The 26,008-nt window shown below is 41.8% G+C and carries 32 protein-coding genes; 14 read left to right on the plus strand and 18 right to left on the minus strand.

What is annotated here, in order from left to right; translation table 11 throughout:
• Positions 1–107: 107 nt before the first annotated feature.
• The 6 genes from J2746_RS00735 to J2746_RS00760 all read right to left on the minus strand — a co-directional run bounded on the left by J2746_RS00735 (position 108) and on the right by J2746_RS00760 (position 7,275).
• Complete coding sequence (locus tag J2746_RS00735; RefSeq protein WP_209614844.1) at positions 108–2,348, minus strand: amino acid permease; 2,241 nt, start codon at positions 2,346–2,348, stop codon at positions 108–110.
• 110 nt (positions 2,349–2,458) lie between these two features.
• The gene (locus J2746_RS00740) at positions 2,459–2,764 is read right to left on the minus strand and encodes a FeoC-like transcriptional regulator (protein ID WP_209614845.1); all 306 of its coding nucleotides are present in this window, start codon (positions 2,762–2,764) and stop codon (positions 2,459–2,461) included.
• Positions 2,764–3,225, minus strand: a complete 462-nt coding sequence (locus J2746_RS00745; protein WP_209614847.1) for a hypothetical protein — start codon at positions 3,223–3,225, stop codon at positions 2,764–2,766. Before J2746_RS00745 ends, J2746_RS00740 begins: the two co-directional genes overlap by 1 nt.
• A gap of 34 nt (positions 3,226–3,259) precedes the next feature.
• On the minus strand, positions 3,260–5,281 hold the full coding sequence (gene feoB, locus J2746_RS00750) for a ferrous iron transport protein B (protein ID WP_209614849.1): 2,022 nt from the start codon (positions 5,279–5,281) through the stop codon (positions 3,260–3,262).
• 29 nt (positions 5,282–5,310) lie between these two features.
• Entirely contained in the window at positions 5,311–5,547 is a 237-nt protein-coding gene (locus tag J2746_RS00755) for a FeoA family protein (RefSeq protein ID WP_209614851.1), read from the minus strand.
• A 246-nt stretch (positions 5,548–5,793) separates the two neighbouring features.
• A complete protein-coding gene (locus J2746_RS00760; protein ID WP_209614853.1) occupies positions 5,794–7,275 on the minus strand; it encodes a cobyric acid synthase in 1,482 nt (493 codons plus the stop codon).
• A gap of 114 nt (positions 7,276–7,389) precedes the next feature.
• Here J2746_RS00760 and cbiT point away from each other — a divergent pair, with 114 nt between their 5' ends.
• From cbiT to J2746_RS00795, 7 genes are all read left to right on the plus strand, one after another.
• Complete coding sequence (gene cbiT / locus J2746_RS00765) at positions 7,390–7,944, plus strand: precorrin-6Y C5,15-methyltransferase (decarboxylating) subunit CbiT (protein WP_209614855.1); 555 nt, start codon at positions 7,390–7,392, stop codon at positions 7,942–7,944.
• A gap of 51 nt (positions 7,945–7,995) precedes the next feature.
• Positions 7,996–8,607, plus strand: a complete 612-nt coding sequence (locus tag J2746_RS00770; RefSeq protein WP_209614857.1) for a cobalt-factor II C(20)-methyltransferase — start codon at positions 7,996–7,998, stop codon at positions 8,605–8,607.
• A gap of 16 nt (positions 8,608–8,623) precedes the next feature.
• Complete coding sequence (gene cobM / locus J2746_RS00775; RefSeq protein ID WP_209614859.1) at positions 8,624–9,367, plus strand: precorrin-4 C(11)-methyltransferase; 744 nt, start codon at positions 8,624–8,626, stop codon at positions 9,365–9,367.
• A 62-nt stretch (positions 9,368–9,429) separates the two neighbouring features.
• Complete coding sequence (locus J2746_RS00780) at positions 9,430–9,882, plus strand: cobalamin biosynthesis protein CbiG (RefSeq protein ID WP_209614861.1); 453 nt, start codon at positions 9,430–9,432, stop codon at positions 9,880–9,882.
• Entirely contained in the window at positions 9,879–10,232 is a 354-nt protein-coding gene (locus J2746_RS00785) for a cobalamin biosynthesis protein (protein ID WP_209614863.1), read from the plus strand. The genes J2746_RS00780 and J2746_RS00785 overlap by 4 nt, the downstream gene beginning before the upstream one ends.
• Positions 10,201–10,992, plus strand: coding sequence for a precorrin-3B C(17)-methyltransferase (cobJ, locus tag J2746_RS00790; RefSeq protein WP_209614866.1), 792 nt, complete (start codon positions 10,201–10,203; stop codon positions 10,990–10,992). The genes J2746_RS00785 and cobJ overlap by 32 nt, the downstream gene beginning before the upstream one ends.
• On the plus strand, positions 10,982–11,701 hold the full coding sequence (locus J2746_RS00795) for a precorrin-8X methylmutase (RefSeq protein ID WP_209614868.1): 720 nt from the start codon (positions 10,982–10,984) through the stop codon (positions 11,699–11,701). The genes cobJ and J2746_RS00795 overlap by 11 nt, the downstream gene beginning before the upstream one ends.
• Positions 11,702–11,731: 30 nt before the next feature.
• Here the strand turns inward: J2746_RS00795 and J2746_RS00800 are convergent, their stop codons facing one another.
• The 7 genes from J2746_RS00800 to J2746_RS00830 form a co-directional block, all read right to left on the minus strand.
• Entirely contained in the window at positions 11,732–12,388 is a 657-nt protein-coding gene (locus J2746_RS00800) for a cytochrome c biogenesis CcdA family protein (RefSeq protein ID WP_209614870.1), read from the minus strand.
• Positions 12,389–12,874: a thioredoxin family protein gene (locus tag J2746_RS00805; RefSeq protein WP_209614872.1), complete on the minus strand. Its 486-nt coding sequence runs from the start codon at positions 12,872–12,874 to the stop codon at positions 12,389–12,391.
• Between the two features lie 122 nt (positions 12,875–12,996).
• Entirely contained in the window at positions 12,997–13,686 is a 690-nt protein-coding gene (locus J2746_RS00810; RefSeq protein WP_209614875.1) for a 2,5-diamino-6-(ribosylamino)-4(3H)-pyrimidinone 5'-phosphate reductase, read from the minus strand.
• A gap of 54 nt (positions 13,687–13,740) precedes the next feature.
• A complete protein-coding gene (locus J2746_RS00815) occupies positions 13,741–14,598 on the minus strand; it encodes a CBS domain-containing protein (RefSeq protein WP_209614877.1) in 858 nt (285 codons plus the stop codon).
• Between the two features lie 12 nt (positions 14,599–14,610).
• Positions 14,611–15,069, minus strand: a complete 459-nt coding sequence (locus J2746_RS00820) for a universal stress protein (RefSeq protein ID WP_209614879.1) — start codon at positions 15,067–15,069, stop codon at positions 14,611–14,613.
• Positions 15,070–15,098: 29 nt separating this feature from the next.
• The gene (locus J2746_RS00825; protein WP_342451748.1) at positions 15,099–16,205 is read right to left on the minus strand and encodes an amidohydrolase family protein; all 1,107 of its coding nucleotides are present in this window, start codon (positions 16,203–16,205) and stop codon (positions 15,099–15,101) included.
• Positions 16,206–16,281: 76 nt separating this feature from the next.
• Positions 16,282–16,485, minus strand: coding sequence for a hypothetical protein (locus J2746_RS00830; protein ID WP_209614880.1), 204 nt, complete (start codon positions 16,483–16,485; stop codon positions 16,282–16,284).
• Positions 16,486–16,514: 29 nt separating this feature from the next.
• Between J2746_RS00830 and J2746_RS00835 the strand changes: the two genes are divergently transcribed.
• Positions 16,515–16,871 (plus strand): DUF167 domain-containing protein, encoded by a 357-nt coding sequence (locus tag J2746_RS00835; protein WP_425342637.1) that lies wholly within the window; start codon positions 16,515–16,517, stop codon positions 16,869–16,871.
• A 388-nt stretch (positions 16,872–17,259) separates the two neighbouring features.
• Positions 17,260–17,727: a toprim domain-containing protein gene (locus tag J2746_RS00840; RefSeq protein ID WP_245249907.1), complete on the plus strand. Its 468-nt coding sequence runs from the start codon at positions 17,260–17,262 to the stop codon at positions 17,725–17,727.
• A 14-nt stretch (positions 17,728–17,741) separates the two neighbouring features.
• Here J2746_RS00840 and J2746_RS00845 read toward each other — a convergent pair whose 3' ends face one another.
• The 3 genes from J2746_RS00845 to J2746_RS00855 all read right to left on the minus strand — a co-directional run bounded on the left by J2746_RS00845 (position 17,742) and on the right by J2746_RS00855 (position 19,633).
• Entirely contained in the window at positions 17,742–18,110 is a 369-nt protein-coding gene (locus J2746_RS00845) for a DUF356 domain-containing protein (protein WP_209614883.1), read from the minus strand.
• Positions 18,111–18,299: 189 nt separating this feature from the next.
• Positions 18,300–19,115, minus strand: a complete 816-nt coding sequence (gene proC, locus J2746_RS00850; RefSeq protein ID WP_209614885.1) for a pyrroline-5-carboxylate reductase — start codon at positions 19,113–19,115, stop codon at positions 18,300–18,302.
• A gap of 26 nt (positions 19,116–19,141) precedes the next feature.
• The gene (locus J2746_RS00855; protein WP_209614887.1) at positions 19,142–19,633 is read right to left on the minus strand and encodes a multiprotein bridging factor aMBF1; all 492 of its coding nucleotides are present in this window, start codon (positions 19,631–19,633) and stop codon (positions 19,142–19,144) included.
• Between the two features lie 83 nt (positions 19,634–19,716).
• Here J2746_RS00855 and J2746_RS00860 point away from each other — a divergent pair, with 83 nt between their 5' ends.
• Together J2746_RS00860 and J2746_RS00865 are read left to right on the plus strand one after the other, a co-directional pair.
• Complete coding sequence (locus tag J2746_RS00860; RefSeq protein WP_209614889.1) at positions 19,717–21,006, plus strand: proteasome-activating nucleotidase; 1,290 nt, start codon at positions 19,717–19,719, stop codon at positions 21,004–21,006.
• Positions 21,007–21,054: 48 nt separating this feature from the next.
• On the plus strand, positions 21,055–21,654 hold the full coding sequence (locus J2746_RS00865) for an endonuclease dU (RefSeq protein WP_209614891.1): 600 nt from the start codon (positions 21,055–21,057) through the stop codon (positions 21,652–21,654).
• 22 nt (positions 21,655–21,676) lie between these two features.
• On the opposite strand, the gene glmM is transcribed toward J2746_RS00865, so the two are convergent.
• Positions 21,677–23,017: a phosphoglucosamine mutase gene (glmM, locus tag J2746_RS00870; RefSeq protein ID WP_209614892.1), complete on the minus strand. Its 1,341-nt coding sequence runs from the start codon at positions 23,015–23,017 to the stop codon at positions 21,677–21,679.
• Between the two features lie 101 nt (positions 23,018–23,118).
• Here glmM and larE point away from each other — a divergent pair, with 101 nt between their 5' ends.
• From larE to J2746_RS00885, 3 genes are all read left to right on the plus strand, one after another.
• Positions 23,119–23,919, plus strand: a complete 801-nt coding sequence (gene larE / locus J2746_RS00875) for an ATP-dependent sacrificial sulfur transferase LarE (RefSeq protein WP_209614894.1) — start codon at positions 23,119–23,121, stop codon at positions 23,917–23,919.
• Positions 23,920–24,045: 126 nt separating this feature from the next.
• Positions 24,046–24,582 carry a DUF531 domain-containing protein gene (locus J2746_RS00880; protein ID WP_209614896.1) on the plus strand — a complete coding sequence of 179 codons (537 nt, stop codon included), beginning with the start codon at positions 24,046–24,048 and terminating at the stop codon, positions 24,580–24,582.
• Positions 24,583–24,622: 40 nt separating this feature from the next.
• Entirely contained in the window at positions 24,623–25,366 is a 744-nt protein-coding gene (locus J2746_RS00885) for a DUF166 domain-containing protein (protein ID WP_209614898.1), read from the plus strand.
• A 30-nt stretch (positions 25,367–25,396) separates the two neighbouring features.
• On the opposite strand, the gene J2746_RS14605 is transcribed toward J2746_RS00885, so the two are convergent.
• Positions 25,397–25,843, minus strand: a complete 447-nt coding sequence (locus tag J2746_RS14605; protein WP_245249908.1) for a PEF-CTERM sorting domain-containing protein — start codon at positions 25,841–25,843, stop codon at positions 25,397–25,399.
• Positions 25,844–26,008 lie beyond the last annotated feature (165 nt).

Here is a 26,008-nt window from a genome sequence, read left to right on the forward strand (position 1 = left end):
ATATTATATATAGATTGTGGATTTCTCCAAAATAAAATAGTAAGAATATGCTTATTCAGGGAGCAGACCTGAGTTAACAGTAATTATGAAAAGACAGATTATTTTCATCATCGTTTCAGGACATCCATCATTTTGACCCATTTTCTGGTCACGATTACGGTTTTCCCGGTCTTTTTGACGATCCTCTCAGGGAAAACGCCGAGCAGGAAATTCTTGAGGAAAGGTCTGTTGGTGGTACCAATGAATACAATATCGTTTTCATCTGCTTCTGAAGCAATTGTTTTTATAACATTTCTGGAAACGAGGAATTTTTGTCTGGTTCTGACGTCCTGCAAGATATCCTGTATATCTTCGAAATAATGCATTGCCTGATCTTTGATCCTGGAGGTTTCACCTACATGAAGCATTGTTATCATTGAATCTTCCTGTCCTGCAATATCATGGGCAAGTTCAGCAGCAAGTGAGGAATGCGGCCCGCCGGCGGTGGGGAGCAGGATATTTTTGACATGCTCGATCTTTTCCTTACTGAAACGTGTGATTGCAACATCGCATCTGGCTTTTAGCAATATCATATCTATAGTGCTTCCGAGGATGAAATCGCTTCTGAAAGTCCTGCCTCTCCATCCCATGAGAACCAGATCCGGCTTTTCTTCTTCAATGGTGTCAAGTATATTCTCGGATGCTTTTCTGCCTACTTTTAAGATTCCACCTGCCGGAACATCCACGCTTTCCACGAGATCCTTGATAAAGTTCTTCTGTTTTTGCAGAGAATCATGTGCTGCAGAAAGAGGTGTTGATTCCGGGAGAGTTATTACTTCCAGAAAGATGATATGTGCATTCTTTGCTTTTGCAATAGAATGTGCCAGTCTTGCAAGTTTAGGTGCATTTGTCCTGTTTTTTACAGGAACGAGTATTTTATAGCCTTCAAGTTCCAGTGGCCTCTCCTCGTAGACCTTTCTTCTGCTGGGTAAACTCCTTTTTTTCAGTTCTTTTTGTGAGTACGAGTAATAGACAAAAGAACCTGAAACAAGCCATACAATTGCAACTGATATAATGAAAGCTGCATGCTCGATCTCTGTTACAAGGAAATACCCTATGGCAATCTGGGATATGATCGCAATGATTGGAAGATAAGGTACTAAAGGCATTTTGAAGGTCCTTTTTATGTCAGGCCTCCTGAATCTCAGGATTATCAGAACGGAATTTACCATTACAAAAAGAATAATGAACATTAGATCCGCAACAGCAGCTACGGCTTCTATGGGGGCAAGTGCCATCAACGCGATCAATATGTAACTTAAGAAAATTGCAAATTGAGGTGTTCTTTTCTTTTCGTTGATCATTGAAAGGGATTCTGGCAGATGTCCCATTCTTCCAAGAGCAAAAGCCACTCTTGATGATGAATATACCGTTGCGTTCATAGCACTTAGTGTCGAAACCAGACCTCCTATTATTATTACGATAGCACCTAATGGCATGATCTGGTCAGCAACTCTTATCATGCTGAATTCCCCCAGCTGTCCCAGATACATCCAGCTTGGTATGTCTGATTTGATAGAGCCAAGTAGTGCAAATGCAACGAGAATATAGATGAGCACTGCCGCCCAGAGGGATATAATAACTGCAAGTGGTATGTTCCTTTCAGGATTCTTAACCTCTTCACCACTTTGAACTATTATCTCATATCCTTCAAAGGCGATGAATGTGAATCCCATGGCAACAAGTATGCCAGTTACGCCATTTGGCATGAATGAAGGGTCAAGAGTAAATGAGGTTATCCAGTCAGGTTGTATGAGGGTCTTATATATTCCGAATCCAGCAAATACGACAAGGATGAATATTTTAAAAAGAGTAATGAATCCGCCGAATCTGCCACTTTCTTTTGCACCAAGGTAATTGAGGTATGTCATCAGCGTAACGATACCAACAGCTGATATTTTTATTACAGTGGCCTGTGGAACTGCCTCAAAACCCATGAACATTACAAGGAATTCTGAAAAAAATGCTCCGAATGTTACTGCATATAATGCGCAGGCAATTGCATGGGCTATCCAGTTTATCCATCCTGCAAAGAAGGCAAAGTAGTTCCCTAATGCTTCTTTGATCCAAATGATGCCCCCGCCTGCTTCCGGAAGAGCCGCGCCAAGCTCGGCATATGCAAGACCGGTGAATGTAGCGATAACTCCGTTAAAAAGGAATGCAAGGAGCACTGCCGGACCTGCCAGTCCGGTAGCAAATCCTGTAAGTGCGAAGATGCCGGCTCCGATCATGCCGGCGATTCCTATCATTGTAATATCAAAAAGTGTCAGGTCCCTGCTAAGGCTGACACGAACCCTTTCATCATCCACTTTAAAAATCTAAATTCTGATTGTAAAAATACTTTTTCATGGATCGGTGTACAAATATCTTAGAACATTCACAAGCTATAGAAATATGAAAGATGTTCATTACCTGCAGGTCAGGTCAAACCTTCACAGGTAGACCTTCCTTTTTCAGTCAGTCGGTATGATTTCATATTCATGCTTCTGGAGGAAAGTTCAGGGCCCGCACAGACCTTTGAACAGCCCTTGCAGCCACCGGTACATCCTGTCGCATTCTCTATGCAGCATTCAATATCGCCCTTTTTCTCCATTATATGTAGTAGATCTCTGAACTCATCCTGCCGCAGGTTGAGCCTGTCAGCAATGGTTCGGATGGTGAGATTCTCTCTTGAATCCATCATCGTTGCCATTCTTTTCAGGAAATATCTGTAACCAACTACCATTAAGCTCCCTCCCGGAATACCAGTACTTCGTTAAGTGAGAACTTGTCTTTCCAGTGGAATATTCCAAATAGTGAAATCAATCCAAGGTATATTCCAGGTCTGAAAGTTTCCATTACGTTCCATCCTTCGTAATCATCAGGAACGATAAGTGAGTCAAGCAGGTTTCCACCCATGATAAGCAGGTAAACTGCTGCAAATATAAGTGACATCAGGATTCCTACGTAAACAAAGGAGACTCCAGCGTTAATTCCCTGAAGCATCTCCCTGAGTCCGTTGAGGAATACTGCACCAATTACTACAAGACAGAATCCTCCAAGTATGTCTCCCGGAATGAACAATAATCCTGCCATTCCCGTATCGATTCCAAGACCCTCTACAATGTGCAGGAGTCCGAAGAAAGCATACAGCACTCCCGCGAGTGCTGCAAATGCCATTTCTTTACTACCGTAACTTCTTTTCATATCTATTATCTCCCTAATGTTTCAGGTCATAGTATCAGGCCAGCAGCCCCATGCGTGTGCCGACCTGATATATCACAAATGCAAATACCCATGCCAGTGTGGTTCCGTAAGCCAGCTGGAACAATGTCCATTTCCAGGACCCTGTTTCTCTTTTAATCACACCGATGCAGGCGAAACATGGCACGTAAAGGAGGGTAAACACCATGAGCCCAAGCGCTGCAAGAGGTGTCATTGCTCCGGCTGCGAGTATATTTGAGAGATTCTCTTCGTTATCTCCTACTCCGTAAAGTACACCCATGGAACCAACCACGATTTCCTTTGCCACAACACCAAAGACCAGTGCCACTGCGATCTTCCAGTCAAATCCGAGTGGTGTTACAAGAGGTTCAAGTGCCTGTCCAATCATTCCGATCATGGATTCGGTTGTACCGTAAATCTCTTCGGATGCGAATGTTCCACTGCTTCCGGGAGCAGGAATTGATGCCAGCAACCATACACCGACCACACCGATGAGTATGATCGTACCTGCTTTCTTGAGGTATATCTTTCCTCGCTCCCACATGTGGATCAGACTTCCTCTGAGGGTTGGAATCTTATATGACGGGAGTTCCATGATGAAAGGTGTATCTTCACCCTTGAGGATGGTACTGCGCATGAGTTTTGCACTTACAACTGCTACCAGGATACCAAGAGCATACAGACTGAAGATAACAACTCCTGCGTCTCTGCCAAAGAAAGCCCCGGCCAGGAGAACATAAACCGGAAGTCTTGCTCCGCAGGACATGAAAGGAGTTATCAGGATGGTTATGAGCCTGTCCCTGGTGTCTTCGATTGTACGGGTTGCCATGATGGCAGGCACATTACATCCGAATCCCATTACAAGGGGTATGAAAGATTTTCCATGAAGTCCTACCTTGCTCATGATCTTGTCCATTATGAACGCGGCCCTTGCCATGTAACCGCTATCTTCCATAAGGGATATCATGAAGAAGAGAAGGAGGATATTCGGGAGGAATATGATCACTGAACCTACACCTGCGATCATTCCTTCTCCTACAAGGGATGCCATCCACGGTACAGGGATTACGGTTGTTGCTGTTTCTGCCATCCATCCGAAGAATATATCGATCATATTCATGAATGGGGTTGCAAAAGTGAAAGTTATCTCAAAAGCCGCCCACATCAAAGACAGGAATATGGGAATTCCCAGGACTTTATTTGTCACAACTCTGTCCACCATATCCGATCCGGTTAGACGGCATGTGTTGATATTACAGACCTGTCTAAGCATTGTCTGTATGGTCTTGTATCTCTGGTCAGCAACCTTTGCCTCAAGAATTTCGGCATCGGTTTCGTTCAGTATTTTTTGTATTTCCGGGTAACTACCACTCTCCTTTGCTTTTTTGATTATATTCTCGTCGCCCTCAAGCAACTTTAAACTGAACCATCGTGAAGGATAATGTGCAAAATAGGGGTCACTATCAAGAACAACTCCCAGTTTCTCCGCTCTCTCTTCGATCTGGTTGTCATAGTTGAATACATTCTCTGTGACCCTTGTCTTGTGTAATTCTTCTGTGACTGCATCAAGCAGTCCTTCTATTCCGGTTCCCTTGCTTCCTATTGTGGATATTACCGGGACTTCAAGGAATTCCTGCATCTTCTTTTCATTAATGTTGTCTCCCTTGGCCAGAGCGAGGTCTGTCATGTTAAGCGCAATTACAAGCCGCACACCAAGTTCCATCAACTGGGTTGTGAGGTACATGTTTCTTTCAAGGTTAGTTGCGTCAATGACCTGCACCACAACATCCGGCTTTTCTTCAATGATGAAATCACGGGCAATAATCTCATCAAGAGAGTACGCTGTAAGGCTATATGTTCCAGGGAGGTCAACTATCTCCATCATCACATCATTGTGCACTTTTTTACCTATCTTGCGTTCCACCGTAACGCCTGGCCAGTTTCCCACGTGCTGTTTGGAGCCGGTTATTGAGTTAAATATGGAAGTCTTTCCAACATTTGGGTTCCCTGCAAGTGCAATTGTTATTTTTTCTGTCATTCTACCACCGTTTTCCTGATTTATCGGGGTTACTTGACAATCTCTACAAGAACAGTTTCAGCTTCCTTCTTCCGAAGCGAGAGGTTGTATCCTTTCAGTTTGAATTCAACCGGGTCGCCTAACGGTGCTCTTTTGATTACGTCTACTCTTGTACCGGGGGTAAGCCCCATATCCAGAATTCTTTTCCTAGAAGACTTCCGGCCTGTTACTTTCAGAACTTTTACTGAGGTTTCAGGTTCTATGAAATCCAGTGTTTTTTCATTCATGTTATGACCTTTCGTTTGTTTACTTTTAGTAGGTAGGCCTAAAATGATTAATTTAGTATATACTCTTTTTGGTTAACTTATTTTTATTGCACAATATATTATGTATTGCTTATATGAATTTACTTAGAAATAACAATACAATTTGTCAACCATTTTTCGTGTAGCAGAGCTACAGAAGCTGTCATAATTATATATTAAAAAAGTAAAAATAGAATTAAAAATAGAAACAGAAAAAGCTGAAGTCCATTACTGGACTTCGATCAGTTCATATATTTTGTCCATGTCAAGGCAGCTCTCAACTACACGGGCGAGTTCCTCATAGGCTTCGTCCTCTGTTGTCACGGTTTCAGGGTGATAATCCACGCCTTTCTTTTCAGTAAGGTAGATCATTAGGGCATGGCGGATGTTCTCATTTTCAAAAAGCCCGTGCAGGTATGTGCCCACCACAGTTCCGCTCTCATCGATGCTGCCATCATCTCCGAATACTGTCCTGGGTGTCTTTGTTGCACCCATATGGATCTCGTAACCCCATATCTCATCGCCTTTTATGTGCTTGAATATCGGTCCGTCAGCAACAATTTCCTTTTTGACCTGGACTGTTCTCTTTTTGTATTCGCCAAATGCTGTTTCGGTTTCCAGAAGTCCGAGACCTTCGTAATCTGCCTCAACTCCATTCTCAACACCGGAGTCATGGATGACTTTTCCAAGCATCTGGTAGCCACCACAAATTCCAAAGATAATTGCCTTACCTTTGAGTTTCTTTATCTGAGCATCCATACCGCTTGACTGCAGGTCCAGGTAATCACTTACAGTATTCTTTGTGCCGGGAATTATAACACAGTCCGGGTTGCCCAGATTATCATCAAGGTCTACATACCTGACATTTGCTATTCTCTCAAGTGGTTCGAAATCAGTGAAATTTGATATCCTTGGGAGGCGAATTACTGCAATATCAACATCGTTGATCTCTTCATTCTCTTCCCTGCCTTTTTTCTTCCTGATTGCCATTGAGTCTTCAGAAGGTATTTTGAGCTTGTAATATGGGAGTACACCAAGTACCGGTACATCAGTGAGGTCTTCGAGTTGCTTCAGACCGGGTTCGAGAATTGCAGGATCACCTCTGAACTTGTTGATGACAAATCCTTTGAGTTTCTTGCTAACATCTTCCGGCAACAGTGCCTTTGTACCATAAAGGCTTGCAAAAACTCCGCCTGATTCGATGTCTCCCACCAGGATTATGGGTGCCTGTGTGATGCGTGCTGTCCCTATGTTGACTATATCCCGGTCATACAGATTTATCTCTGCGGCACCGCCGGCACCTTCCATGACTATGAGGTCGTATTCTGATTCCAGTCTTCCAAGTGCACCTCTTAGTACGTCGTGCATTTCCTCGATGGAATCATAATAGTTTCCGGCGGATTTGTCTGCATATGGTTCTCCAAGTACGATTACCTGTGATGTCCTGTCTCCTTTTGGTTTGAGAAGTACTGGATTCATATCTGCTGTGGGATCGACTCCGGCGGCTTTGGCCTGAATCGCCTGGGCAATTCCGATCTCTTTTCCATCTTTTGTTATCCATGAATTCAGGCTCATGTTCTGGGCCTTAAATGGTGCAACCTTGTATTTTCTGGAGAGTATCCTGCAGAGTCCTGTGACCATTATGCTCTTGCCCACATCTGATGCAGTACCCAATACCAGTAATTTTTTAGCATTTTTTTTGTTTTCCATTGCAACCGCCCTAATAATATTTTTGAATTTTCATACTATTTCGCAATAATGCAACAGTTTTATGAAGGGCAACTTATATCTACTTAACTCCAGTTTATCTTAGTTAGGTGGAACATGACTGAACTTTTGCATGTAAGTGGAGGCCCTACAAAACCTGAGATTATCGCAGTTTCATTATCTAAACTTGATTTAGGGGATGGATGCAGATTTTTCGATATTGGTTGCGGAACAGGGGCCGTTTCAATAGAAGCTTCAAAAATGGTACGTGACATCAGTATATGCGCTATTGATGCAAGGGAAGAAGCCATTCGTGTAACGAAGAAAAATTTCGAAGCATTTAAGATGACCAACGCACAAGTGTTTTCCGGCGAATCATCTGAGATTCTGGAAAAACAGGAAGTTGGTTCTATAGATTGTGCATTTATTGGTGGCACAAAGAATATTTCCCGTGTGCTTGAAGTGCTTGCCGAGAAAAAAGCAAAGAGTATTGTGTTGAATGCGGTCAGGATCGAGACTGTCGTAAACGTAATAAACAAGATGAAAGAACTTGACTTATTCGATGAGGTACTACATGTGATAGTATCTCGTGGCGCGCCGATTACCGGCGAAACTATGTTCAAACCGGAAAATCCGATATACATTGTTGTCGGCAAGTCCGGTAAAAACTGAAGTTAACTTATGCGTTAAAATGTAATTATCTTTATTTAATGGTGATAAAAAATGCTTGTAGGAGTAGGACTTGGTCCGGGTGATCCGGAGCTTCTGACATTGAAAGCTGTTGAAAGCCTGAAAAATGCATACAAGGTATATGTCCCCGGTCGCATGGCAGCTGATCTTGTGGCACCTTATGCAGAATCAGAGATTCTTGATTTCCCAATGCTGACCGATTATGATGTACTCAATGAAGTATGGAAAAAGAATGCTGATATGCTTGCTGAGGAGTCAAAGGACAATCTGATTGTCTTTGGTCTTATTGGTGACCCGAATTTCTTCTCAACTTTCACTCACTTAAAACGTGTGATGAACAAATTCTATCCTGATGTTGAGACCGCAACAATTCCCGGTATCAGCTCAATCACATCTTTTGCTGCACAGACCGGTGCAGAGGTTGACTCCTCCTTTGAGGTAAGTGACGGTTCTGACAGTAAATACAGGATAAGGCTCAAGGCCAGCAGGCCACTTGAGATAATTGAATCTTATGAAAAGGACGGTTTTAACAAGTTCACTTTCTGCGAACGCCTGTTCAGTGACAGGGAAGTAATCATCACAGAAAGGGATCAGATTCCTGAAAAGGGCAACTATTTCAGCATAGTTTATGCACAAAAGGAATAATAACAAGGTGAATTCAATGACAGATAAGAAAGTCTATTTTGTAGGGTCCGGCCCGGGAAATGCAAAATACATTACTGTAATGGGCAAAGAGCTTCTCGAAGGGGCTGACCTTGTAATCTATGCAGGTTCCCTTGTAAATCCTGAAGTTGTAAATTATTGTAAAGGGGAAAAGATTGACAGTTACGGACTTACCCTTGACGAAACTAACAAACTCATAGTTGATAATCTCGAAGCAGGTAAGAAGGTTGTAAGATTACACAGCGGTGACCCATCACTCTATGGTTCCATCGTTGAACAGATCGAGGAACTCAAGAAATTTGATGTTACGGTTGAGATCGTGCCAGGTGTGTCATCAGTATTTGCAACAGCTGCAGCACTTCAGACACAGCTTACACTCAACGAGGTATCAGAGACTCTCATTATCACACGTCCTGCAGGTAAGACACTTGAGAAAGACCAGATCACTGAACTCTCAAGACATGGAGCAACAATGGCAGTCTTCCTGGGAACCCAGAAGATCGAGCAGATCATGGAGAAGGTGGAATATCCTGATGACACTCCTGTTGCAGTTGTCTTCCATGCATCATGGCCTGACCAGAAGATCATAAAAGGTACTGTTGCAGACATTGCCGGAAAGGTCAAGGAAGCAGGTATCAAGCGCTCTGCAATGATTCTCATTGGTGGCGTTGTAGAGCCTGTGGAATATGGTAACTTCGGGAGGTCTTACTTATACGGAGTGGCACAAGAACCTCTATCATAACCTTTGAGAGAAATCTTGAGGTTGCAGAGCGACTGGCAGAACATCTGGATGCAGATATCCTGATGTTTAACAAAACCATCTTCAGAAAAGCATTTGAAGAATACGATGCTATCGTGGCAGTTTTCGCCACTGGAATTGTTGTCCGTGAGATAGCACCTCTTATAGAGGATAAGTGGAAGGATCCCGCAGTCATTGTGGTTGATTCTAACATGAATTTCGCAATTCCTCTGCTTGGTGGTCATCACGGTGGCAATGAGGTGGTCAGGAAGATCGCCGAGATCGGACCAGTACCTGTTGTAACTACTGCTACTGAGGTTCACAACAGGAATTCTGTGGAAGGAATTGCCAAGTCCCTGGGCTGTGATATTGTTAACAAGCCGTCCACTGTTCAGGTGAATTGCGCTCTGCTTGATGAGGATGTTGAAGTCCTCGAAATAAAAGGTCCGAAGATCGTCATAGTCGGGGATGATGTTTCGGTCTTAAAAAGAGATGACGTAAAGGCTGAGAAGGAATGATCATAGGTATCGGGGCCCGAAGGGGTATCGACTGTCAGGAGGCCATTGATGCAATAAGCAATGCACTTGAGGAGCTAGGAAGGGGCATTGATGAGGTCGAAGGGCTGGCATCAGCAAAACTGAAAGAGAACGAGACTGGACTGCATGAGGCAGCAAAAACACTCGGGCTAACTATTACATTCATAGATCACGACGAATTGAATAACTATGATACGCCGTCGGCTTCGCAGGCAAAACGCTTCGGGCTTACAGGTGTGGCAGAACCTGCCGCAATGGCGTTGTCGGAAAAAAAACAATTGATACTAAGGAAGAAAGTATATGGAAGGGTCACAATCGCAATCGCAGAGTAAAGGAAAGCTTTACATTATCGGTATAGGTCCGGGCTCAGTTGAACAGCTCACAGTTAAGGCAAGGGATGTAATACTCACATCAGATTACATTGTCGGAAACGGTACCTATCTTGACCAGATGGCAAGCCTGCTGGACAAACAGGAGATTGTCCGCAGTGCCATGGGTAAGGAAGTTGACCGCTCACGCAAGGCAGTGGAGCTTGCACAGAACAATGTCGTTTCCATGATAAGCGGTGGAGATGCAAACGTTTATGGAATGGCAGGGCTTGTCCTTGAAGTTGCAGAGCATGCAGGTCTTGATGTAGAGGTGGAAGTTCTCCCTGGTGTAACTGCAATTACAGCAGCAGCAAGTGTTGTTGGAGCGCCTATTGTCAATGACATGTGCACTGTAAGTCTCAGCGACCTTCTGACACCATGGGAAGTCATCGAAAAGAGACTTGATGCTGCAGCATCAGCAGATTTTGTCATGTCACTTTACAATCCAAAGAGCCGCCAGCGCAAATCAAATTTCTCAAAGGCAATTGAGATCATCAGAAAGTACAAGGATGACTCAGTTCCTGTAGCTCTCGTAAAAAATGCTCTGAGAGATAAAGATCAGGATTATGTTGTAACAACTCTTGGTGAAGTAATGGAACATAATGACTGGGTTGATATGAGCACAACTATCCTTATAACAACAAACGACTCCCGTATATGGGATTCGCCTCACGGTAAGCGAATAATAACTCCAAGGGGGTATCATCGGAAATATGACTACTAAATCCAATAATAATGACACAAGTATTGAAGAACTTGTGGAGATGACAACTGAGATAGACCCAGAGCTTGTTTCTATCTGCAATGACCTTGGATCACAGACCGATGAGGCCAAGGCAATTTACATGACAAGTCGTAACATTGCCCGAAAACTCGTAGGTGATGAAACATTAGAGGATAAGGTCAAACAGCGCTGTGTCACTTCTACAGGTGACCCGGCAGTGGCAGATCTCATGCGCTTTGTGAACGATCCAATCAAGGCAGGTGTTGAGGCTATCAAAAAAGGTGCTCCTATTCTTGTTGACATCAACATGGTCAAATCAGGTGTTACCAAGAGAGGTCACAATTGTGAGGTAATCTGTGTGCTTGACAAGGATGAAGATGCAGAATTTGCCAAAAAGTACGGTATCACAAGGACAGCAGCAGGTTTCCTTCAATGCAAGGATATTCTTGAAGGTTCAATTGTAGCCATTGGCAATGCACCATCTGCAGCATTTGCAGTGTGCAGGATGATCGAGCATGGCATCAAACCAGCTATTGTGGTAGGTACGCCAGTAGGCTTTGTCAATGCTGCAGAATCAAAGGAAGTTGTCAGGAACACACCGGTACCTTCCATCACATGTGTAGGAACACGTGGCGGAACGCCAATGGCAGTTGCCTGTGTAAATGAGCTCGTTGCAATAGCAAATGATGATGAATGTGTTATTGACTGAACACATTCACTTTTCTGATTTTTCAATCGTTTATACCACATAAGCAGCTATATGGTTAGTGTAAACCATCCACAGTCCAACTATAATAAGCACAACCCCTGCTCCTTTTTTTAGTTCAATATCATATTCTGATATCTTACTGAGCCTGTCGCCGGATATTTTAGCAGAATAGGCAATTATCAGCATTGGGATTGCAAAACCCATTGAATATATTATCAGAAGCCCTGCGCCATAAAATACGTTTCCCTCAAGTGCTACAAGGGTGAGTATTGATGCCAGTATTGGTCCCACACATGGTATCCATACTATTCCAAGAGACACTCCGATGACAATTCCTCCAATGAGTCCATTTCCTTCTGCATGGACTTTTCCGGTGTATTGTGACAGGGATGCAAATATATCTTTTTCCATTAGCATCGATGTACCCATAAAAATGATTATTAGCTCTGCAACAATTCTTAGTCCATCAAGATGGGGTAAAAAGTATTCTCCGAATGCTGATGCTGCAATACCCATTATAGTGAACGAGAAAGTAAGTCCTGCAATTATTGCCAGAGGGCGAAGCCTACTGTTACCTGTTGAATATGCAAGTACAATAGGAAGCAAGGGTAATACACAGGGTGAGAGAACGCTCACAATACCTGCAAAAAAGGATGCCAGTGGAGTTAACGTGCCTGCATCGACCATTTAATCAACTGCTGATCTCCTGTATTCTATTGCATTGTCCAGAGCATCTGTAAATGTACCTTTTGATGTCAGGCCGATGTGTCTTGCAGAAATCCTGTCTGTGGTAGTCTGTCCGTCATCTCCCATGTATATATATCCATTTTCGCTGTTTTCAACAATAATGAACGAGTCAGGGATTGAATATACGTTAAAACTGGCAGCAAGTGTTCCGGCTTTATCTGTATTAAGGTACACAACCGATGCTTTTCCTTCATATTCAAGTGAAATATCTGCCATTATGGGTTTTTGTGCGGTACATGCCGGACACCATTCTGCTCCTATCTCTACCAGAACAGGTCCCTGTGCTACTAAGTCATCAAGTTCCTGTGCACCTGTGATTTCTATTACTGCACTATTCTCCATTGCTTCTTTATTGTCACCTATCATTCCTGCAACTATAAAGAGAACTGAAATTACAATTATTACTGGCAGAATTAGTTTATTCATCTTATCACATTTTTGATTTAGGTTTTTTAGCTTTTGTCTGGCTTATATTTAAAGTATAATGATTTATACTTTGTGTATGCTTTTGTCACAAAAGAACAAAACCCATTATCAAAAAGAAAATATTATTGCTCAGGATCTACAAGAACCTTCCATTTAAGAAGAACACCTTCTTCGATTTTTTCAGTATCAATGAGCTCTAGTTTCTGTATCTCTTTTTCAGTGAAACCTTCACCATCTGTAAAAGTAGGCGCGCTTTTTCCACCAATTATCAGGTTTCCCACAAAAGTATATATCTCATCAACAAGCCCGCTGCATATCATTCCCCAATTAAGTGTCGCACCACCTTCAACCATCAGACGTTCAATTCCCTGGTCTTTAAGTTCTGACATGGTTTTTTTGAGGTCTACTTTTTCCTTGCCAGCAACAAGAATTGTCGCCTGTTCCTTCAAAAGATTCACTTTATCCGCCGGAGCAGACTCAGAAACAATTATAAAGCGTTTTCCGGTTCCCTTTTTAAAGATATCTGCAGTAAGTGGTGTTCTGGCTTGACTGTCAATAATTATTCTTGCTGGATTTTCTTCCTTGCCTGAACTGATCCTTTCTTTTTTGAGTTTGGGAGATTTAACGGTCAGGCTTGGGTCATCAGCCAGTACTGTTCCAATACCTACCATTACTGCATCAGATCCTGCGCGCAGTTCATCCATGCGGTTAAAATCCACCTGTCCTGAAATTCTTACCTGCTTTCTTTCCTTTGTGGATATCTTTCCATCGGCAGACATTGCTGAATTTATAAATACAAATGGGCGTTCCATTGGAATCACTATAAAAAAAGATTGTATGGGTATGTAACCCATGATTGATTTATATTAATTATCGTAGTTTACAATCGCTTTCATAATATTGCGGTCGCGCAGAAGCCCCAGGAATTTCTGGTTTGCATTGACGATTGGAATCTGGTCTATCTTATTCCTCTTCATCTTCAAAGCACATTCGCTGACTCCTGATATGTATGCAGCTTTTACAAGATCACTGACCATGACATCCTTCACAGGGATATCAGGGACTTTGACCCTTGAAACACTGTAATAGATGCTCATGGTATCTCTCATGGATTCCCATGTCCATTCATCGTCGTCTGAACCATTGGACATATCTGACATCTCAACGGAATCTTCAATTACGCTGGCACTGATGATATCGCGGTCAGTGATTATTCCTACAACTTCAAGATTACTGTCTATTACTGGTGCTGCTTTTGATTTTGCAAGCTCCATAACTCTTGCGGCAACATTTAGAGGAGTGTCAGTCCATATTGGCACAACAGTTTTATTCATATATTGACCAACATGGTCAGTTATGTCAAGCTCTGCAATGGATGCAACGATATCTGCAACAGATATGATTCCTACAAGCTTTTCATCCTTTACAACAGGCAATCTTCTAATGTTGTTATCCAGAAGGACCTTTGCAGCATAGACTATACTTTCTTCAGGGCTGATTACCAGCGGATCACGTGTCATCAAAAGTGCAAGCTGTTCTTCTTCAGGGTTTTTCAGAAGGTTCGCTCTACTTACGATTCCTACAAGTTTACCATCTTTTAGTACAGGTAATCCGGACACTCTTTTTTCTTTGAGAAGAGTATGGACTTCATCTCTCGATCCTGGAAGAGTTGCAAAGGCAACTTCTGTCCTCATTATGTCAGAGATCTTGATGTTTTTTGGCATATTGGAAACTCCTTATTCTTCTTCCCCGGAATCGCCACGTACTACAAGTACAGGCACCTTTGAGTTCCTTGTGACCTTTTCTGCGACACTTCCAAGCAGGAATCTGTCAAATCCGGTCTTTCCGAGAGTTCCCATAACTATGAGGTCAATGTTGTTATTATCAGAAAATTCGATTATCTCATGACTTGGATTTCCTTCAAGGACCACGGTTTCAACATTAACACCTTCCTTCTTTGCAAGGTCTTCAACTGTCTCAGTTGCACCGTTTGCTTCTTTTTCGAGAAGCTCATACATCATTTCCCAGCCTGCATCCATAGGGATCGATGCAAAAGCTGCAGTGTCAACAACATATCCTGCATACAATTTCGCACCACTCATTTTAGCAAGTTCAACACTGTGGAGAACTGCTTTCCTGTTTTGTTCGGATCCATCGGTTGCAATAAATATATTTTTATACAGAGTACTTGTCATTGTCCCTCTCCTTTGTGAATATTCCCTGTTTATATCATTACTGATAATATATCATCGGGTCGCGCTCTTCTTACAATTCCACTTATTGTTTCCCTTATCCCTGTGAGATTGTTAGAGTTCCCGTTAATGATCATTATTTTTGATTTATTTCCTTCCAGAATAGAACCTGTTTTCTCAAGTCCTAATATTGTTGCACCCATAAGTGTACACATCATAAATACTTGTCTGTCATCTATACCAAAAATTTTGGATAACATTTCCATCTCCGAGAACATGTTTGCTGAATTAAGCATTACGTTGTCGGTTCCCACTGCCACTTTTATGCCTTCATCAAGCATTTTTGTCACAGGTGCCATCCCTACTTCTGTTATAAAGTTTGATCTGGGGCAAACAACTATAGGTATATCATTTTCTGAAACTTTTTTGAGATCCTGTTTTTCTGCATGGGTCATATGAATAAGTATGTCGGGATCCAGTGACAGTGCCTTATCTATATCACTCCGGTCATTCTCTCCTGAATGTATTGCAAATGTTGCGCCATGTTTTGAAGCTTGTTCCCTTGCAGTTTCCAGTATGCTCATGTCCATGTCATTAGTACCACTCATTCCAAGGCCATCAGCATTTGCAAGCAAGTCGTGCAATTCAGCACTAAGCTTGTCTTCATCCTCTGTTTGCACGGGTCTGGCAAATATTCTTTCTTCTATCTCTGATGAATTAAGGGCTTCTTTTAGAAGATTGATTCCGTTGATGCCACCTTCTCTGAAATCTGCAAAGGCACATGTTCCTGTATAATTCATGTCACATATCGAACTTTTCATAGCTCCGATCATTTCATCACGCGGTGTGCTGTTCAATATGCGGTGTTTAAGTCCGTCAGGTGGTTTAACAAGCTGACCCAGATCTCTTTTGACATAGTGTCCGATGGTTTCACCAAGTTCAGGATCCTTGCATACAGAGTCTCCTATATGGGTGTGTGCATTTACAAAACAGGGTGCGATGATTAGTTGTGAATCGGTTTTTTTTTCATGCACTTCCTTGATGATACCGTCATCTATGACAATATAACCCTCAATGACCTCTGCATCAGGTCCGTATATTATTTTACCGGATATCGTTTGTTCCCAGGACATGGACATGAATTAATTGTTTTAATCCTTTATAAGCACATATCAGGTATGCACTCATTAAGTCAGTGTTTTCAAAACGTCATCTTTATATGCCTGACCTGTAGTAGATAATCATGCGTATTGTTAGGTCCTTGCATGAGAGCATGGCAGAGCCTATCTGTGATTGTATAGACAACCTCAATACGGAACACTGGATAGTGCGATAAAGCCTGTCACGAGGGAAACCGGGAAGGACAGCGGAAAATCCAATAGGATGATCTTCCGGAGTTAGTGCGCCAGACGACAGCATTATCCTTCTTCTCATTCGGGTCTTTTTATTTGATCGATCTTTATATGGAGAATCTGGCAACAATGTCTTTTGAGGATGCTTTAAAAAAGGTTGATTCCGGGGTCATTATTGACATTGAGGTAACGCCGGGATCAAAATTTCTCTCTGTACCGAGTGGCTATAATCCCTGGAGAAAACGAATTGAGGTTCGTTTATCTCAGAATGCTCAGAAAGGAAAAGCAAATGAGCAACTTATTGCTGCATTAGCAGAGCTATTCGGACTTCGTAATTCTGATGTTTCTTTTGTTAACGGGATGCATAATTCAAAAAAATCACTTCTTTTGCAGGATGCTGACCATTCTCATGTTACTGAAGTTCTCAGGCATAAACTGTTTGATGATTCCTGATGTGTCTTATGGTTTTGATTATTGGGTGCTGGACGTTTGGTTTGAATACTTTCACCTCGCTTGCCTTCTCTTAATATATACAGATGACAATCTAGTATCTGAGGTGAACTACATGGATGAATATTTCGAAAACCTGGTAGAAAGAGCAAACTACTACGAACAGTTTGAAGAAGTCGTTCGCTATTACAAGTAATTTCATTACGCCTGTCGTAACGAACCCCTCCAATCCCGAAACGTTTGCTTTCGATTGCGACAGGTCTTACTTGTAATAGTAATCTATTTTTAACTTTGTTTTATTTAATGTTTTCAAAGGCCATGCTTTAATTAAATGAAATGTAATTCTCAATTCGATTTATTTACTAATTAAAAAGCAACGGATTTTATCTAAATGAGACCTAGAAAACCCGGTTCAAAAAGAAATTTAAAAGCTCCTATGGCAGTTTATGAGAAAAGAATGGAACAAGTGGATAAATTACTTGATGAATTACAGGACTTTGTCAATCAGGATTCTATTATTGTTGTTGAAGGAAAAAGGGATGTTATTGCCTTAAAATCTCTGGGTATAAATGGTAAATTCCGGCTGGCTACTCATCATTCTCTTATTAATTTCTGTGAGGATATGGCTAAGGCCGGAAAGCAAATAGTTATTCTTACTGACTGGGACCGCAGGGGGAACATACTTGCTGACAAGCTTGTTCAGAATCTGCAATCACTTGGCAATAATCCCGATACAAGAATTCGTGATCTTATAATTTCTCTGGTTCAGAAAGAGATAAAAGATATTGAAAGCCTTCCTGGTTATGTCAAAAAACTAAGAGCCATCACCACAGGTACAGATGTAAGGGATACTCTTTAAGACAGTTCCACTTTTTAGTGGTGCTGGGGTTCAAAACTACGTTCAAATTCCGGATATAGTTCAGATTTGTCCATGAGTTCTTCATAAACGTCATGTCTTGGACTGACTATTACTACATGGGCAGGAGGATGTATTTTTCTTAATTTGCTGATTGCTGCACCTGCATTGTTGTCAAGTTCCACCAGTGCAGCAGAATTACATCTGGCCTTAAGTGGTACGCCTGCAACGCTGACAAGTAAATTATCTGCATAAACAGGTTCTATACGCTTTGGTTTTGATACGAACCTCATTCTCCCGTAATGCTCAAGATCATGTAATGCCACGTTGACTTTGTCGGCATTGTCACCCCGAATCACAGCAAAAGATTTAACTCCAATCCCCATTCCAGAAAATCCCCTTGTGTAATTTTTTCATATATTTCTCTCATTGTATACGTTTTTTAGGCTCCCGCACCTAATATGCCTGGATTTCCTAGCCTAGATATAGTTAAAACTTTTTACAGTAATAAACTTTTCTATTTCGGTAAATACAGGAATAGGGCCATAGTGAATATTATTATTCAGGGGTATTTATTATTTTCCAAGTTGTTTTGATCTGTTGGCAGACTCAATGACAGCATTCATAAAGGCGATTCGTACGCCATAATCCTCCAGAGTCCTGACACCTCTGATGGTAGTTCCTGCAGGTGAAGTCACCATATCTTTCAGTTCTCCGGGATGTGCTCCGGTCTCCAGGACCATTTTGGCAGCACCTAAAACTGTCTGGGCTGCAAGGATAAGTGCGCTGTTCCTGTCCAGTCCTTCATATACAGCACCGTCTGCCATTGCTTCGATAACCGGAAATATATATGCAGGCCCACTTCCTGAAAGCCCGGTTACTGCATCCATAAGATTTTCGGGAACCTGGATGGCACTCCCGACTGAACTCAATATCTCAAGAGCATCTTCTGCATCTTCCTTTGTTGCATCTTTTCCTTGTGTTATTGCAGAAGCAGCTTCAGCAACAGTTGCGGCAATATTTGGCATAACTCTTATGACTCTTGTTCCTTCGTTAAACTCTTTCTCAATATCTTCCAGTTTTACACCAGCTGCAATTGAAATTATAAGCTTGTCAGAACTAACGTCGTCCTTTATGCCTGAAATTACTTTTTTCAGGATTTGTGGCTTAACTGCAAGTACGATTATATCTGAATTGATGACCGTAACCGCATTATCGGTAGATACATTGACCCCTACATTCTTTTTGAGCTCATCAAGGGATGGCTCATAGAGGTCACTTGCATATACATTTGAAGGGGCGAATAAACCGGCATTGCATATTCCTTTAATTAAGGCACTACCCATTTTTCCGGTTCCTATAAATCCCAGTTTTTTACCTTCCAGGCTCATTTTATCACTTTGGTAATTCACATTGTTTATTTTTTCTTGATGGTCACTATGTCCCCAAGAGTTGTTCCACGATTAAGTCTTTCACCAGTCCACTCGTTCTCGCCGGTTCTTTCGGTGAGCTTTATGTCAAGTACCTTCTCAATTTTCTGCCGGACATCATCTTCAGGTACGATCTCTTCACGCTCTATCTTTTTAACAAGTGTTGCCTTTTCCTTTATTTTAGAAGCCAGTTGGTCATGTGACCATTTTTTCCTTTCTCTTGCCTCTTTTATTACCTGTCCGTATTCATCTACAAGTTCGTCAACGATCATTCCCGGTACTTTTTTGGGAGGTCTGCTGCCTCCTGATCTGGTAGCTGGCCCGCGTTGTACAGGTGCAATTTTCTTTGACACCGGATTACGCTTACCTGCTGCATTTCCATGTTGTGAACATTTTCCACATACTGTTAGTTCACTACCGTCTATATTTATTTTAAAAGGACCGCCTCTGATCTCGGCGCCACATATTTCACACTGCATAGATCTTCAACTCATAAAGTGTCTAATCTCTTCTTTACGAAAGGGCTATATACCCTTTGCACTTAAATAGTATTCGGAGGCACATGAGCGAGACCAGCGACAGTGACTTTGAGCACGGCAGGTATGATTTTACCTCTGTGAACAAAGCCGACTATGACTATGTCGGTTCAGATAATGAGGAAGATTTTTCCAAATATCTGTTAGACCGAATGAGACAGCTAGAGTCCAGGAATAATCTCCTGAAGGAACAATGCGACCAGATCGAATCTGAAAAACGTTTTGTTGAGAGCCAGAAGCTCAAATACGAACGTGAGGTACGCAGACTGCAGGCGGAAGTAGACCGTCTGAAAACTGTTCCTCTTGTAGTGGCAACAATAATGGATGTCATTTCAGAGGAAAAGGTTCTTGTCAGAAGCTCCACAGGACCGCAGTTCATGGTCAATGTTTCCCAGTACCTGAATGAAGAAGCTTTAATTCCAGGTGCTAAAGTGGCATTGAACCAGCAGACACTTGCGATAGTGGAAGTTATTCCGGCCAGCGAAGACCCTGCAGTTTCAGCAATGGAGGTATTAGAGTCACAGGATGTGGACTACGAAGATATAGGTGGACTTGATTCTCAGATACAGGAACTTATAGAATCTGTGGAATTACCACTGACAAAACCGGAATCTTTCGAGCGTATAGGTATCACACCGCCAAAAGGTGTTCTCCTGTATGGTGAGCCAGGTACCGGAAAGACATTATTGGCAAAGGCCGTTGCACACAGGACAGATGCCACTTACATTAGAGTGGTAGGCTCTGAACTCATACAGAAATACATCGGTGACGGTTCAAAACTTGTCAGGGAACTTTTCGAAATGGCAAGGAACAAATCTCCAAGTATCATCTTCATCGATGAACTGGATGCAATTGCCTCAAGACGTCTTAATGACACCAACGGTGCAGACCGTGAGGTTCAGAGGACACTTATGCAGTTGCTTGCGGAAATGGATGGTTTTGATAACAGGGGTGATGTAAGAATTGTCGCAGCCACTAACAGGCTGGATGTTCTTGATCCTGCGATCCTGAGGCCTGGAAGATTTGACAGGATAGTCAATGTGCCGATGCCGGATGAGGAAGCACGTGCGAATATCTTCAGAATTCACACACGCTTTATGTCTGTTGCAGATGACATTGACTATGATAAACTGGCAAAACTTACTGAGAATTCAAGTGGTGCAGACCTCAACGCCATTGCCATGGAAGCAGGTATGCTTGCTGTAAGACTTGACAGGGAAAAAATCACTATGGATGATTTCCTTGAATCTGTACAGAAAGTAATGTCTAAGAAAGAAACTGAAAGAGAAGTTCTTCCGGATGGAATGTTCATTTAACATTCCCGCTGGTAAGTTACTTCACTATCTTTTTTCATACTATTTTTTGTGAATAGTACACAACATAATTTTCATATCAAAGATGAGATTCGCATACTTGGTATAGATGATTCTGCGCTTATCAGTGATAAGATTACAATAGTAGGAGCCTTTTTTCGCGGTGGAAGATGGATTGATGGTGTACTTCGCTCAGAAGTTACCAGGGATGGTCTTGATGCAACCGATCGCATTGTTTCAATGGTAAACAACAGCAAACATTTGCCGCAAATACGAGCTATTATGCTTGATGGTGTCACTTATGGTGGTTTCAATCCTGTGGATATAGTTAAACTTTATACTAGGACCAATGTTCCGGTAATCGTTCTGATGCGTGACTTGCCTGATTTTGATAATATAGAAAAAGCTCTTTCGTTTCTGCCAGAATCTGAAACCAGGATGGAAATAATTAAAAAGGCCGGAAAGATAAGCAGTGTGGTTACAAAAGATAATGATAATCCTGTTTTTTTCCAGTGTTACGGAATGGATCATGAAATTGCTGCAAAAATAATACAAATAACTTCGACAAGAAGTAATATCCCGGAGCCACTCCGGGTAGCTCATCTGATAGCAACAGGTATTGTTCTTGGGGAATCGAGAGGAAAGGCCTAGATAAGGCCCCAAATCTCATTTTTTATTTTATTCTGTTAACCAGGTCAACACCCTCATTCATAAGGGTGTCTGCTCTTTCCTTTGACTTTGATTCAGCAAATATCCTGATAATTGGCTCGGTACCGGAAGGTCTTATAAGCACCCATCCGTCTTCATACCATATTTTAACTCCGTCTGTAGTGTCGACTTTATTCTCTCCTTCAAGAACTTCCTTCTTGACATGTTCCATGGTTCCCGGAAGGTCATCAATTCTTATTTTTGTCTTCGAGTTAAAGTATGCAGGCACACTTGCCGCAAGCTCGGAAAGTTTCTGTCCGTTTGCAATTATCTCCAGGAACTTTGCACATGCCATTGCTCCGTCACGGCAATACTGGTGTTCAGGGAAGATGAGCCCGCCATTCCCCTCACCTCCGAATACTGCACCAATTTCCATCATCTTACGTGCCACATTGATAGAACCGACAGCTGTCCATGTAAGTTCAACATCCGCTTCCTTTGCAACATCAAGCATACGTGATGAGGAGCTTACTGGCGTGACTATTGGTCCTTTATTCCTTGCAAGCACATATTTTGCCATCATTGCAAGTTGAATCTCCTCTTCTATGAAATTTCCATTCTCATCAAAGAACACTGCACGGTCTGCGTCTCCATCCTGGGCAACTCCCATATTAGCACCTGACTTCTTAACGATGTCTGCAAGTTCTGTGAGAACATCCGGGGTTGGTTCAGGATTTCTCCAGGGAAATGTACCATCGGTCTGTCCATTGATGGTTATTACTTCACATCCAAGTTTCCTTATCAGGAAGGGTAGTGTGACAGAACCTGCACCACATCCGGTATCCACAACAACTTTGAATTTCTTTTCGCGGATTAGCTCGTGATCAACTGAATTGATAATTCCATTAATGTAGAACTCATTGGCATTGCTGTCATGGCGAAGGTCTCCTGTTTTTTCCCATGATGCAGCGTTGAATTCTTTGGAATAGTATAACTTCTCTATCTCTCGTTCTGCTTCACGTGACATCTCGCTGCCATCACCAGCGATAAGTTTGATTCCATTGTACTCTCTCGGATTATGGGATGCAGTTACAACAATTCCTGCGTCTGAATGCTCTTTCACATAGTATTGTACAGAAGGTGTCGGGCATATCCCTACATCGATCACAGTGAGCCCTGCTGAAAGTGCACCGGCAATAGCCGCTGATTTAAGCATTTCGCCGGAAGCCCTTGTATCTCTTCCAATGGCAACCGTGCCTTTAGAACCCATATAGGTTCCAAGACTTCTTGCAACATCAATTGCCAGTTGCGGAGTTATGTATTCGTTTGCTATTCCCCTTACACCGTTAGTTCCAAAAAATGCCATCAATTATCACCGTTGTTAAAAGTATTGCATGTATACGTTAAAATCCTATTTTATGTTTTGTGACAATACGCTTAATAGTATATTCTCTATATTCTTAGCAAATGGAAAATAAAAAGCTGGAACTATTGAAAAAAGGAATCTCTGAAAAAAAAAGTGCTGTCATTGCTTTTTCAGGGGGAGTTGACAGTTCTGTTCTTGCATCAATTGCATTCAATGAACTTGATAATAAAGCAACTGCTGTAACCATAAAAACCCACTCGTTTCCTGAAAGGGAGCTGAAATGTGCAAAAAAAGTGGCTGAAGAGATAGGAATTGAACACAAAATAGTTTATTTGAATGAACTGGAATTCCCTCTGATCTCTGAAAACAGCCCTGAGCGGTGTTATCATTGTAAGAAGGAAATTCTTCGGCTCCTAACCTCAGTTAAGGATGAGCTTGGATTTAATGTCATACTTGAAGGTAGTAATGCTTCAGATTCTGATTCATATCGTCCGGGAAAAAGAGCAATTGAAGAGATAGGCGATAAAGTCTATTCTCCTTTCGTTGAATTTGGTGTCAGAAAGGACGAGATAAGACAAATCGCATCGTTACTTGGACTTTCCGTTGCAGATAAAAGACCATCTCCATGTCTTGCTTCACGCTTTCCCTACGGTGATGCTCTTACTGAAAGGTCGATTAAAAGAGTTGAGCTGGCAGAGGATTTTCTAATCAGTCGGGGTTTTCAGGAATTAAGGGTAAGAGATCACAAAGGAATTGCACGTATTGAGGTTCCTTCTGCTGATATGGATGCACTTCTGGCTATGAAGAATGACATTGTATCACACATGAAGAAAATTGGATTTTCTTATGTTACTCTTGATATGGAAGGTTTCAGAAGTGGAAGCATGGATGAGGTGCTGTGAATCTAATGATTAATGTAGTAGCATGATTTGGAATGAAGAATTAAACCTTGATTGCATCTGCAGTGCAACAGGTTTAATTGTAAATAATCTATTTTGTGTCTGGAAATTAGGTAAAAAGGCGATACCATGTTAACATTAGGTATAGTTAATACATATGACAAGATTAAAGTGCTTGATGCTCATTACAGAGCAATAGCAAGAGCTGCACCTATATGTTATGCATTTGGTTTTTCACTTGCTCTTTTTGATTTTCCTTTTAAGATGGATGCAGATGAACTTGTGGAATTTGTTGCGGATAAAACAACAATCGGTGAGTCAGGGAAGTATCTGAAATTGCTGCATGAGAAAAAACATCTATTTGTATTCGACCTTCCAAAGAAAGGCTTCCAGCCACAATTCGGCTCGGTGGTTGTAACAACCTCTAAACCCGAAAAGAAATATGCTATCAATCCGGAAACCTTTGCAGATGAGGTTATAAGTAACAGATCATTCCTTGTGCTTGTAGGACTTGGACGAAAAGGTCTTCCCAAATCTCTTTTTGCACTTTCAAAGCACCATTTGGATATCACTTCCCAAGGCGTTTCACTTGAAACTTGTACTGCTATTGGTTGTATTCCTTCTCATATCATGGGAATTGTTAATACAAAAAGTTCAGTAAAATAAGTAGGGAACTTTATTTAGTATCAATTGTATACTATGCTACATGCGTCTGAGCATTTTTTATTCAGGTGAATTTGGTAGGAAAGTTGTAGGTAATCTTGTCAACTCTGACAGTTTTTGTGTGTCATGTGGTGATCTATGTGACCATTGCCGTGAACCAAGGATGAGTTTTGCACCTATGATTGTAGGTCTGTTTGAGCTGCGAAGTGACCTTCCTGATTTTGTAGAGGATACGGATGAATATATTCCATCCAATCTCCCGGTTGCAGATCTGGTTATTGCCATTGACCTGCATCCTGACCTCATGATGGCTGTACCTGATATTGCTCAGTCAAGCAGTGCAAAGGCCGTAATTATTCCTGTTGATGATTCTCGTCTTGTTCCTGCAGGTCTTACTGAACAGATAAGAAAAAAGCTGGAATCAGAGGACATAGAGTTTGAGTGTCCCAAACCTTTCTGTTCGCTGGATGTTACAGGCAAACCGACAATAGATGAGTTCGTCAAAATGGGATTTGGCCGTCCACAGCTTAGAATTGAAGTTGATCATGTTAATGGAATTTTCACTCACGTTGAGGTTGTCCGGGATGCTCCCTGTGGTGCAACGTGGTTCGTTGCCAAGAAACTGAAATGGTCTGATGTAAAGGATTACAAGGAAACAATCTCCAGTGCTCATCATTCCTATCCATGTACTGCAAGTATGGAAAAAGATGCACAGATAGGCGATACCATTCTACATGAAGCCGGTTATATTATCAGAAAAAGCGTAGAAGAAGCTATGGATAATTAATTTTAAAAAAGAAAATTTAAAGGAGTAAGTTTACTCCTTTCTGCGCTGCATTATGAATGCAAGTCCAATAATTGCTGCAATTGGCAGAGCAATTGTTGGGAATTCAGGAATTTCATCTCCTGGGTCATCACAGAAACAGAATGTAACATGGCTAATGTCCTGGCCGGTTTCTAACACTCCATACCCATTGTATTCTCCTGGACAACCATATGTATATATATTGTCACCAGCAGCTCCACTTTTCACGAAAATTCCACATACTGGTCTTTCAGATTCCCAATCAAAAGATGTAGTAGTTGTGTTTGTAATAGTGACGCCAGCTTGAGTGGTACCATCAGCTACAGGCCATGGCTCAAACTTAGTATATTCAGCTCCTGTACAACCAGCATCTTCACAATCTTGCCATTCAGGTGCCGCAGTTGTCAACGGCACAATAGCTATTGCCAAAATCATTGCTATTATTAATATTTTCTTCATTGTGCACCACCACTCATTACAATTCATATTGAGTTGATATGTAATAGTCTCTTCTTCTTTGGATATATACATTTCTAATTTATGCAATATGTCATGATGATAATAATTATGATGAAATAGTTTTAAAAATTGGTCTAGTACTGCAATTTGCTTCTCCATTATCTA

The sequence above is a fragment of the Methanolobus bombayensis genome (genome assembly GCF_017873415.1).
Taxonomy (GTDB): domain Archaea; phylum Halobacteriota; class Methanosarcinia; order Methanosarcinales; family Methanosarcinaceae; genus Methanolobus; species Methanolobus bombayensis.

Excerpts from the sequence above, each read along its gene's own strand:
- J2746_RS00740 (WP_209614845.1), bottom strand. The coding sequence starts at position 2,764 with ATGGTAGTTGGTTACAGATATTTCCTGAAAAGAATGGCAACGATGATG.
- J2746_RS00745 (WP_209614847.1), bottom strand. The coding sequence starts at position 3,225 with ATGAAAAGAAGTTACGGTAGTAAAGAAATGGCATTTGCAGCACTCGCG.
- feoB (WP_209614849.1), bottom strand. The coding sequence starts at position 5,281 with ATGACAGAAAAAATAACAATTGCACTTGCAGGGAACCCAAATGTTGGA.
- J2746_RS00755 (WP_209614851.1), bottom strand. The coding sequence starts at position 5,547 with ATGAATGAAAAAACACTGGATTTCATAGAACCTGAAACCTCAGTAAAA.
- J2746_RS00760 (WP_209614853.1), bottom strand. The coding sequence starts at position 7,275 with ATGGAAAACAAAAAAAATGCTAAAAAATTACTGGTATTGGGTACTGCA.
- cbiT (WP_209614855.1), top strand. The coding sequence starts at position 7,390 with ATGACTGAACTTTTGCATGTAAGTGGAGGCCCTACAAAACCTGAGATT.
- J2746_RS00770 (WP_209614857.1), top strand. The coding sequence starts at position 7,996 with ATGCTTGTAGGAGTAGGACTTGGTCCGGGTGATCCGGAGCTTCTGACA.
- cobM (WP_209614859.1), top strand. The coding sequence starts at position 8,624 with ATGACAGATAAGAAAGTCTATTTTGTAGGGTCCGGCCCGGGAAATGCA.
- J2746_RS00780 (WP_209614861.1), top strand. The coding sequence starts at position 9,430 with ATGTTTAACAAAACCATCTTCAGAAAAGCATTTGAAGAATACGATGCT.
- J2746_RS00785 (WP_209614863.1), top strand. The coding sequence starts at position 9,879 with ATGATCATAGGTATCGGGGCCCGAAGGGGTATCGACTGTCAGGAGGCC.
- cobJ (WP_209614866.1), top strand. The coding sequence starts at position 10,201 with ATGGAAGGGTCACAATCGCAATCGCAGAGTAAAGGAAAGCTTTACATT.
- J2746_RS00795 (WP_209614868.1), top strand. The coding sequence starts at position 10,982 with ATGACTACTAAATCCAATAATAATGACACAAGTATTGAAGAACTTGTG.
- J2746_RS00800 (WP_209614870.1), bottom strand. The coding sequence starts at position 12,388 with ATGGTCGATGCAGGCACGTTAACTCCACTGGCATCCTTTTTTGCAGGT.
- J2746_RS00805 (WP_209614872.1), bottom strand. The coding sequence starts at position 12,874 with ATGAATAAACTAATTCTGCCAGTAATAATTGTAATTTCAGTTCTCTTT.
- J2746_RS00810 (WP_209614875.1), bottom strand. The coding sequence starts at position 13,686 with ATGGAACGCCCATTTGTATTTATAAATTCAGCAATGTCTGCCGATGGA.
- J2746_RS00815 (WP_209614877.1), bottom strand. The coding sequence starts at position 14,598 with ATGCCAAAAAACATCAAGATCTCTGACATAATGAGGACAGAAGTTGCC.
- J2746_RS00820 (WP_209614879.1), bottom strand. The coding sequence starts at position 15,069 with ATGACAAGTACTCTGTATAAAAATATATTTATTGCAACCGATGGATCC.
- J2746_RS00825 (WP_342451748.1), bottom strand. The coding sequence starts at position 16,205 with ATGTCCATGTCCTGGGAACAAACGATATCCGGTAAAATAATATACGGA.
- J2746_RS00830 (WP_209614880.1), bottom strand. The coding sequence starts at position 16,485 with ATGCTGTCGTCTGGCGCACTAACTCCGGAAGATCATCCTATTGGATTT.
- J2746_RS00840 (WP_245249907.1), top strand. The coding sequence starts at position 17,260 with ATGAGACCTAGAAAACCCGGTTCAAAAAGAAATTTAAAAGCTCCTATG.
- J2746_RS00845 (WP_209614883.1), bottom strand. The coding sequence starts at position 18,110 with ATGGGGATTGGAGTTAAATCTTTTGCTGTGATTCGGGGTGACAATGCC.
- proC (WP_209614885.1), bottom strand. The coding sequence starts at position 19,115 with ATGAGCCTGGAAGGTAAAAAACTGGGATTTATAGGAACCGGAAAAATG.
- J2746_RS00855 (WP_209614887.1), bottom strand. The coding sequence starts at position 19,633 with ATGCAGTGTGAAATATGTGGCGCCGAGATCAGAGGCGGTCCTTTTAAA.
- J2746_RS00860 (WP_209614889.1), top strand. The coding sequence starts at position 19,717 with ATGAGCGAGACCAGCGACAGTGACTTTGAGCACGGCAGGTATGATTTT.
- glmM (WP_209614892.1), bottom strand. The coding sequence starts at position 23,017 with ATGGCATTTTTTGGAACTAACGGTGTAAGGGGAATAGCAAACGAATAC.
- larE (WP_209614894.1), top strand. The coding sequence starts at position 23,119 with ATGGAAAATAAAAAGCTGGAACTATTGAAAAAAGGAATCTCTGAAAAA.
- J2746_RS00880 (WP_209614896.1), top strand. The coding sequence starts at position 24,046 with ATGTTAACATTAGGTATAGTTAATACATATGACAAGATTAAAGTGCTT.
- J2746_RS00885 (WP_209614898.1), top strand. The coding sequence starts at position 24,623 with ATGCGTCTGAGCATTTTTTATTCAGGTGAATTTGGTAGGAAAGTTGTA.
- J2746_RS14605 (WP_245249908.1), bottom strand. The coding sequence starts at position 25,843 with ATGAAGAAAATATTAATAATAGCAATGATTTTGGCAATAGCTATTGTG.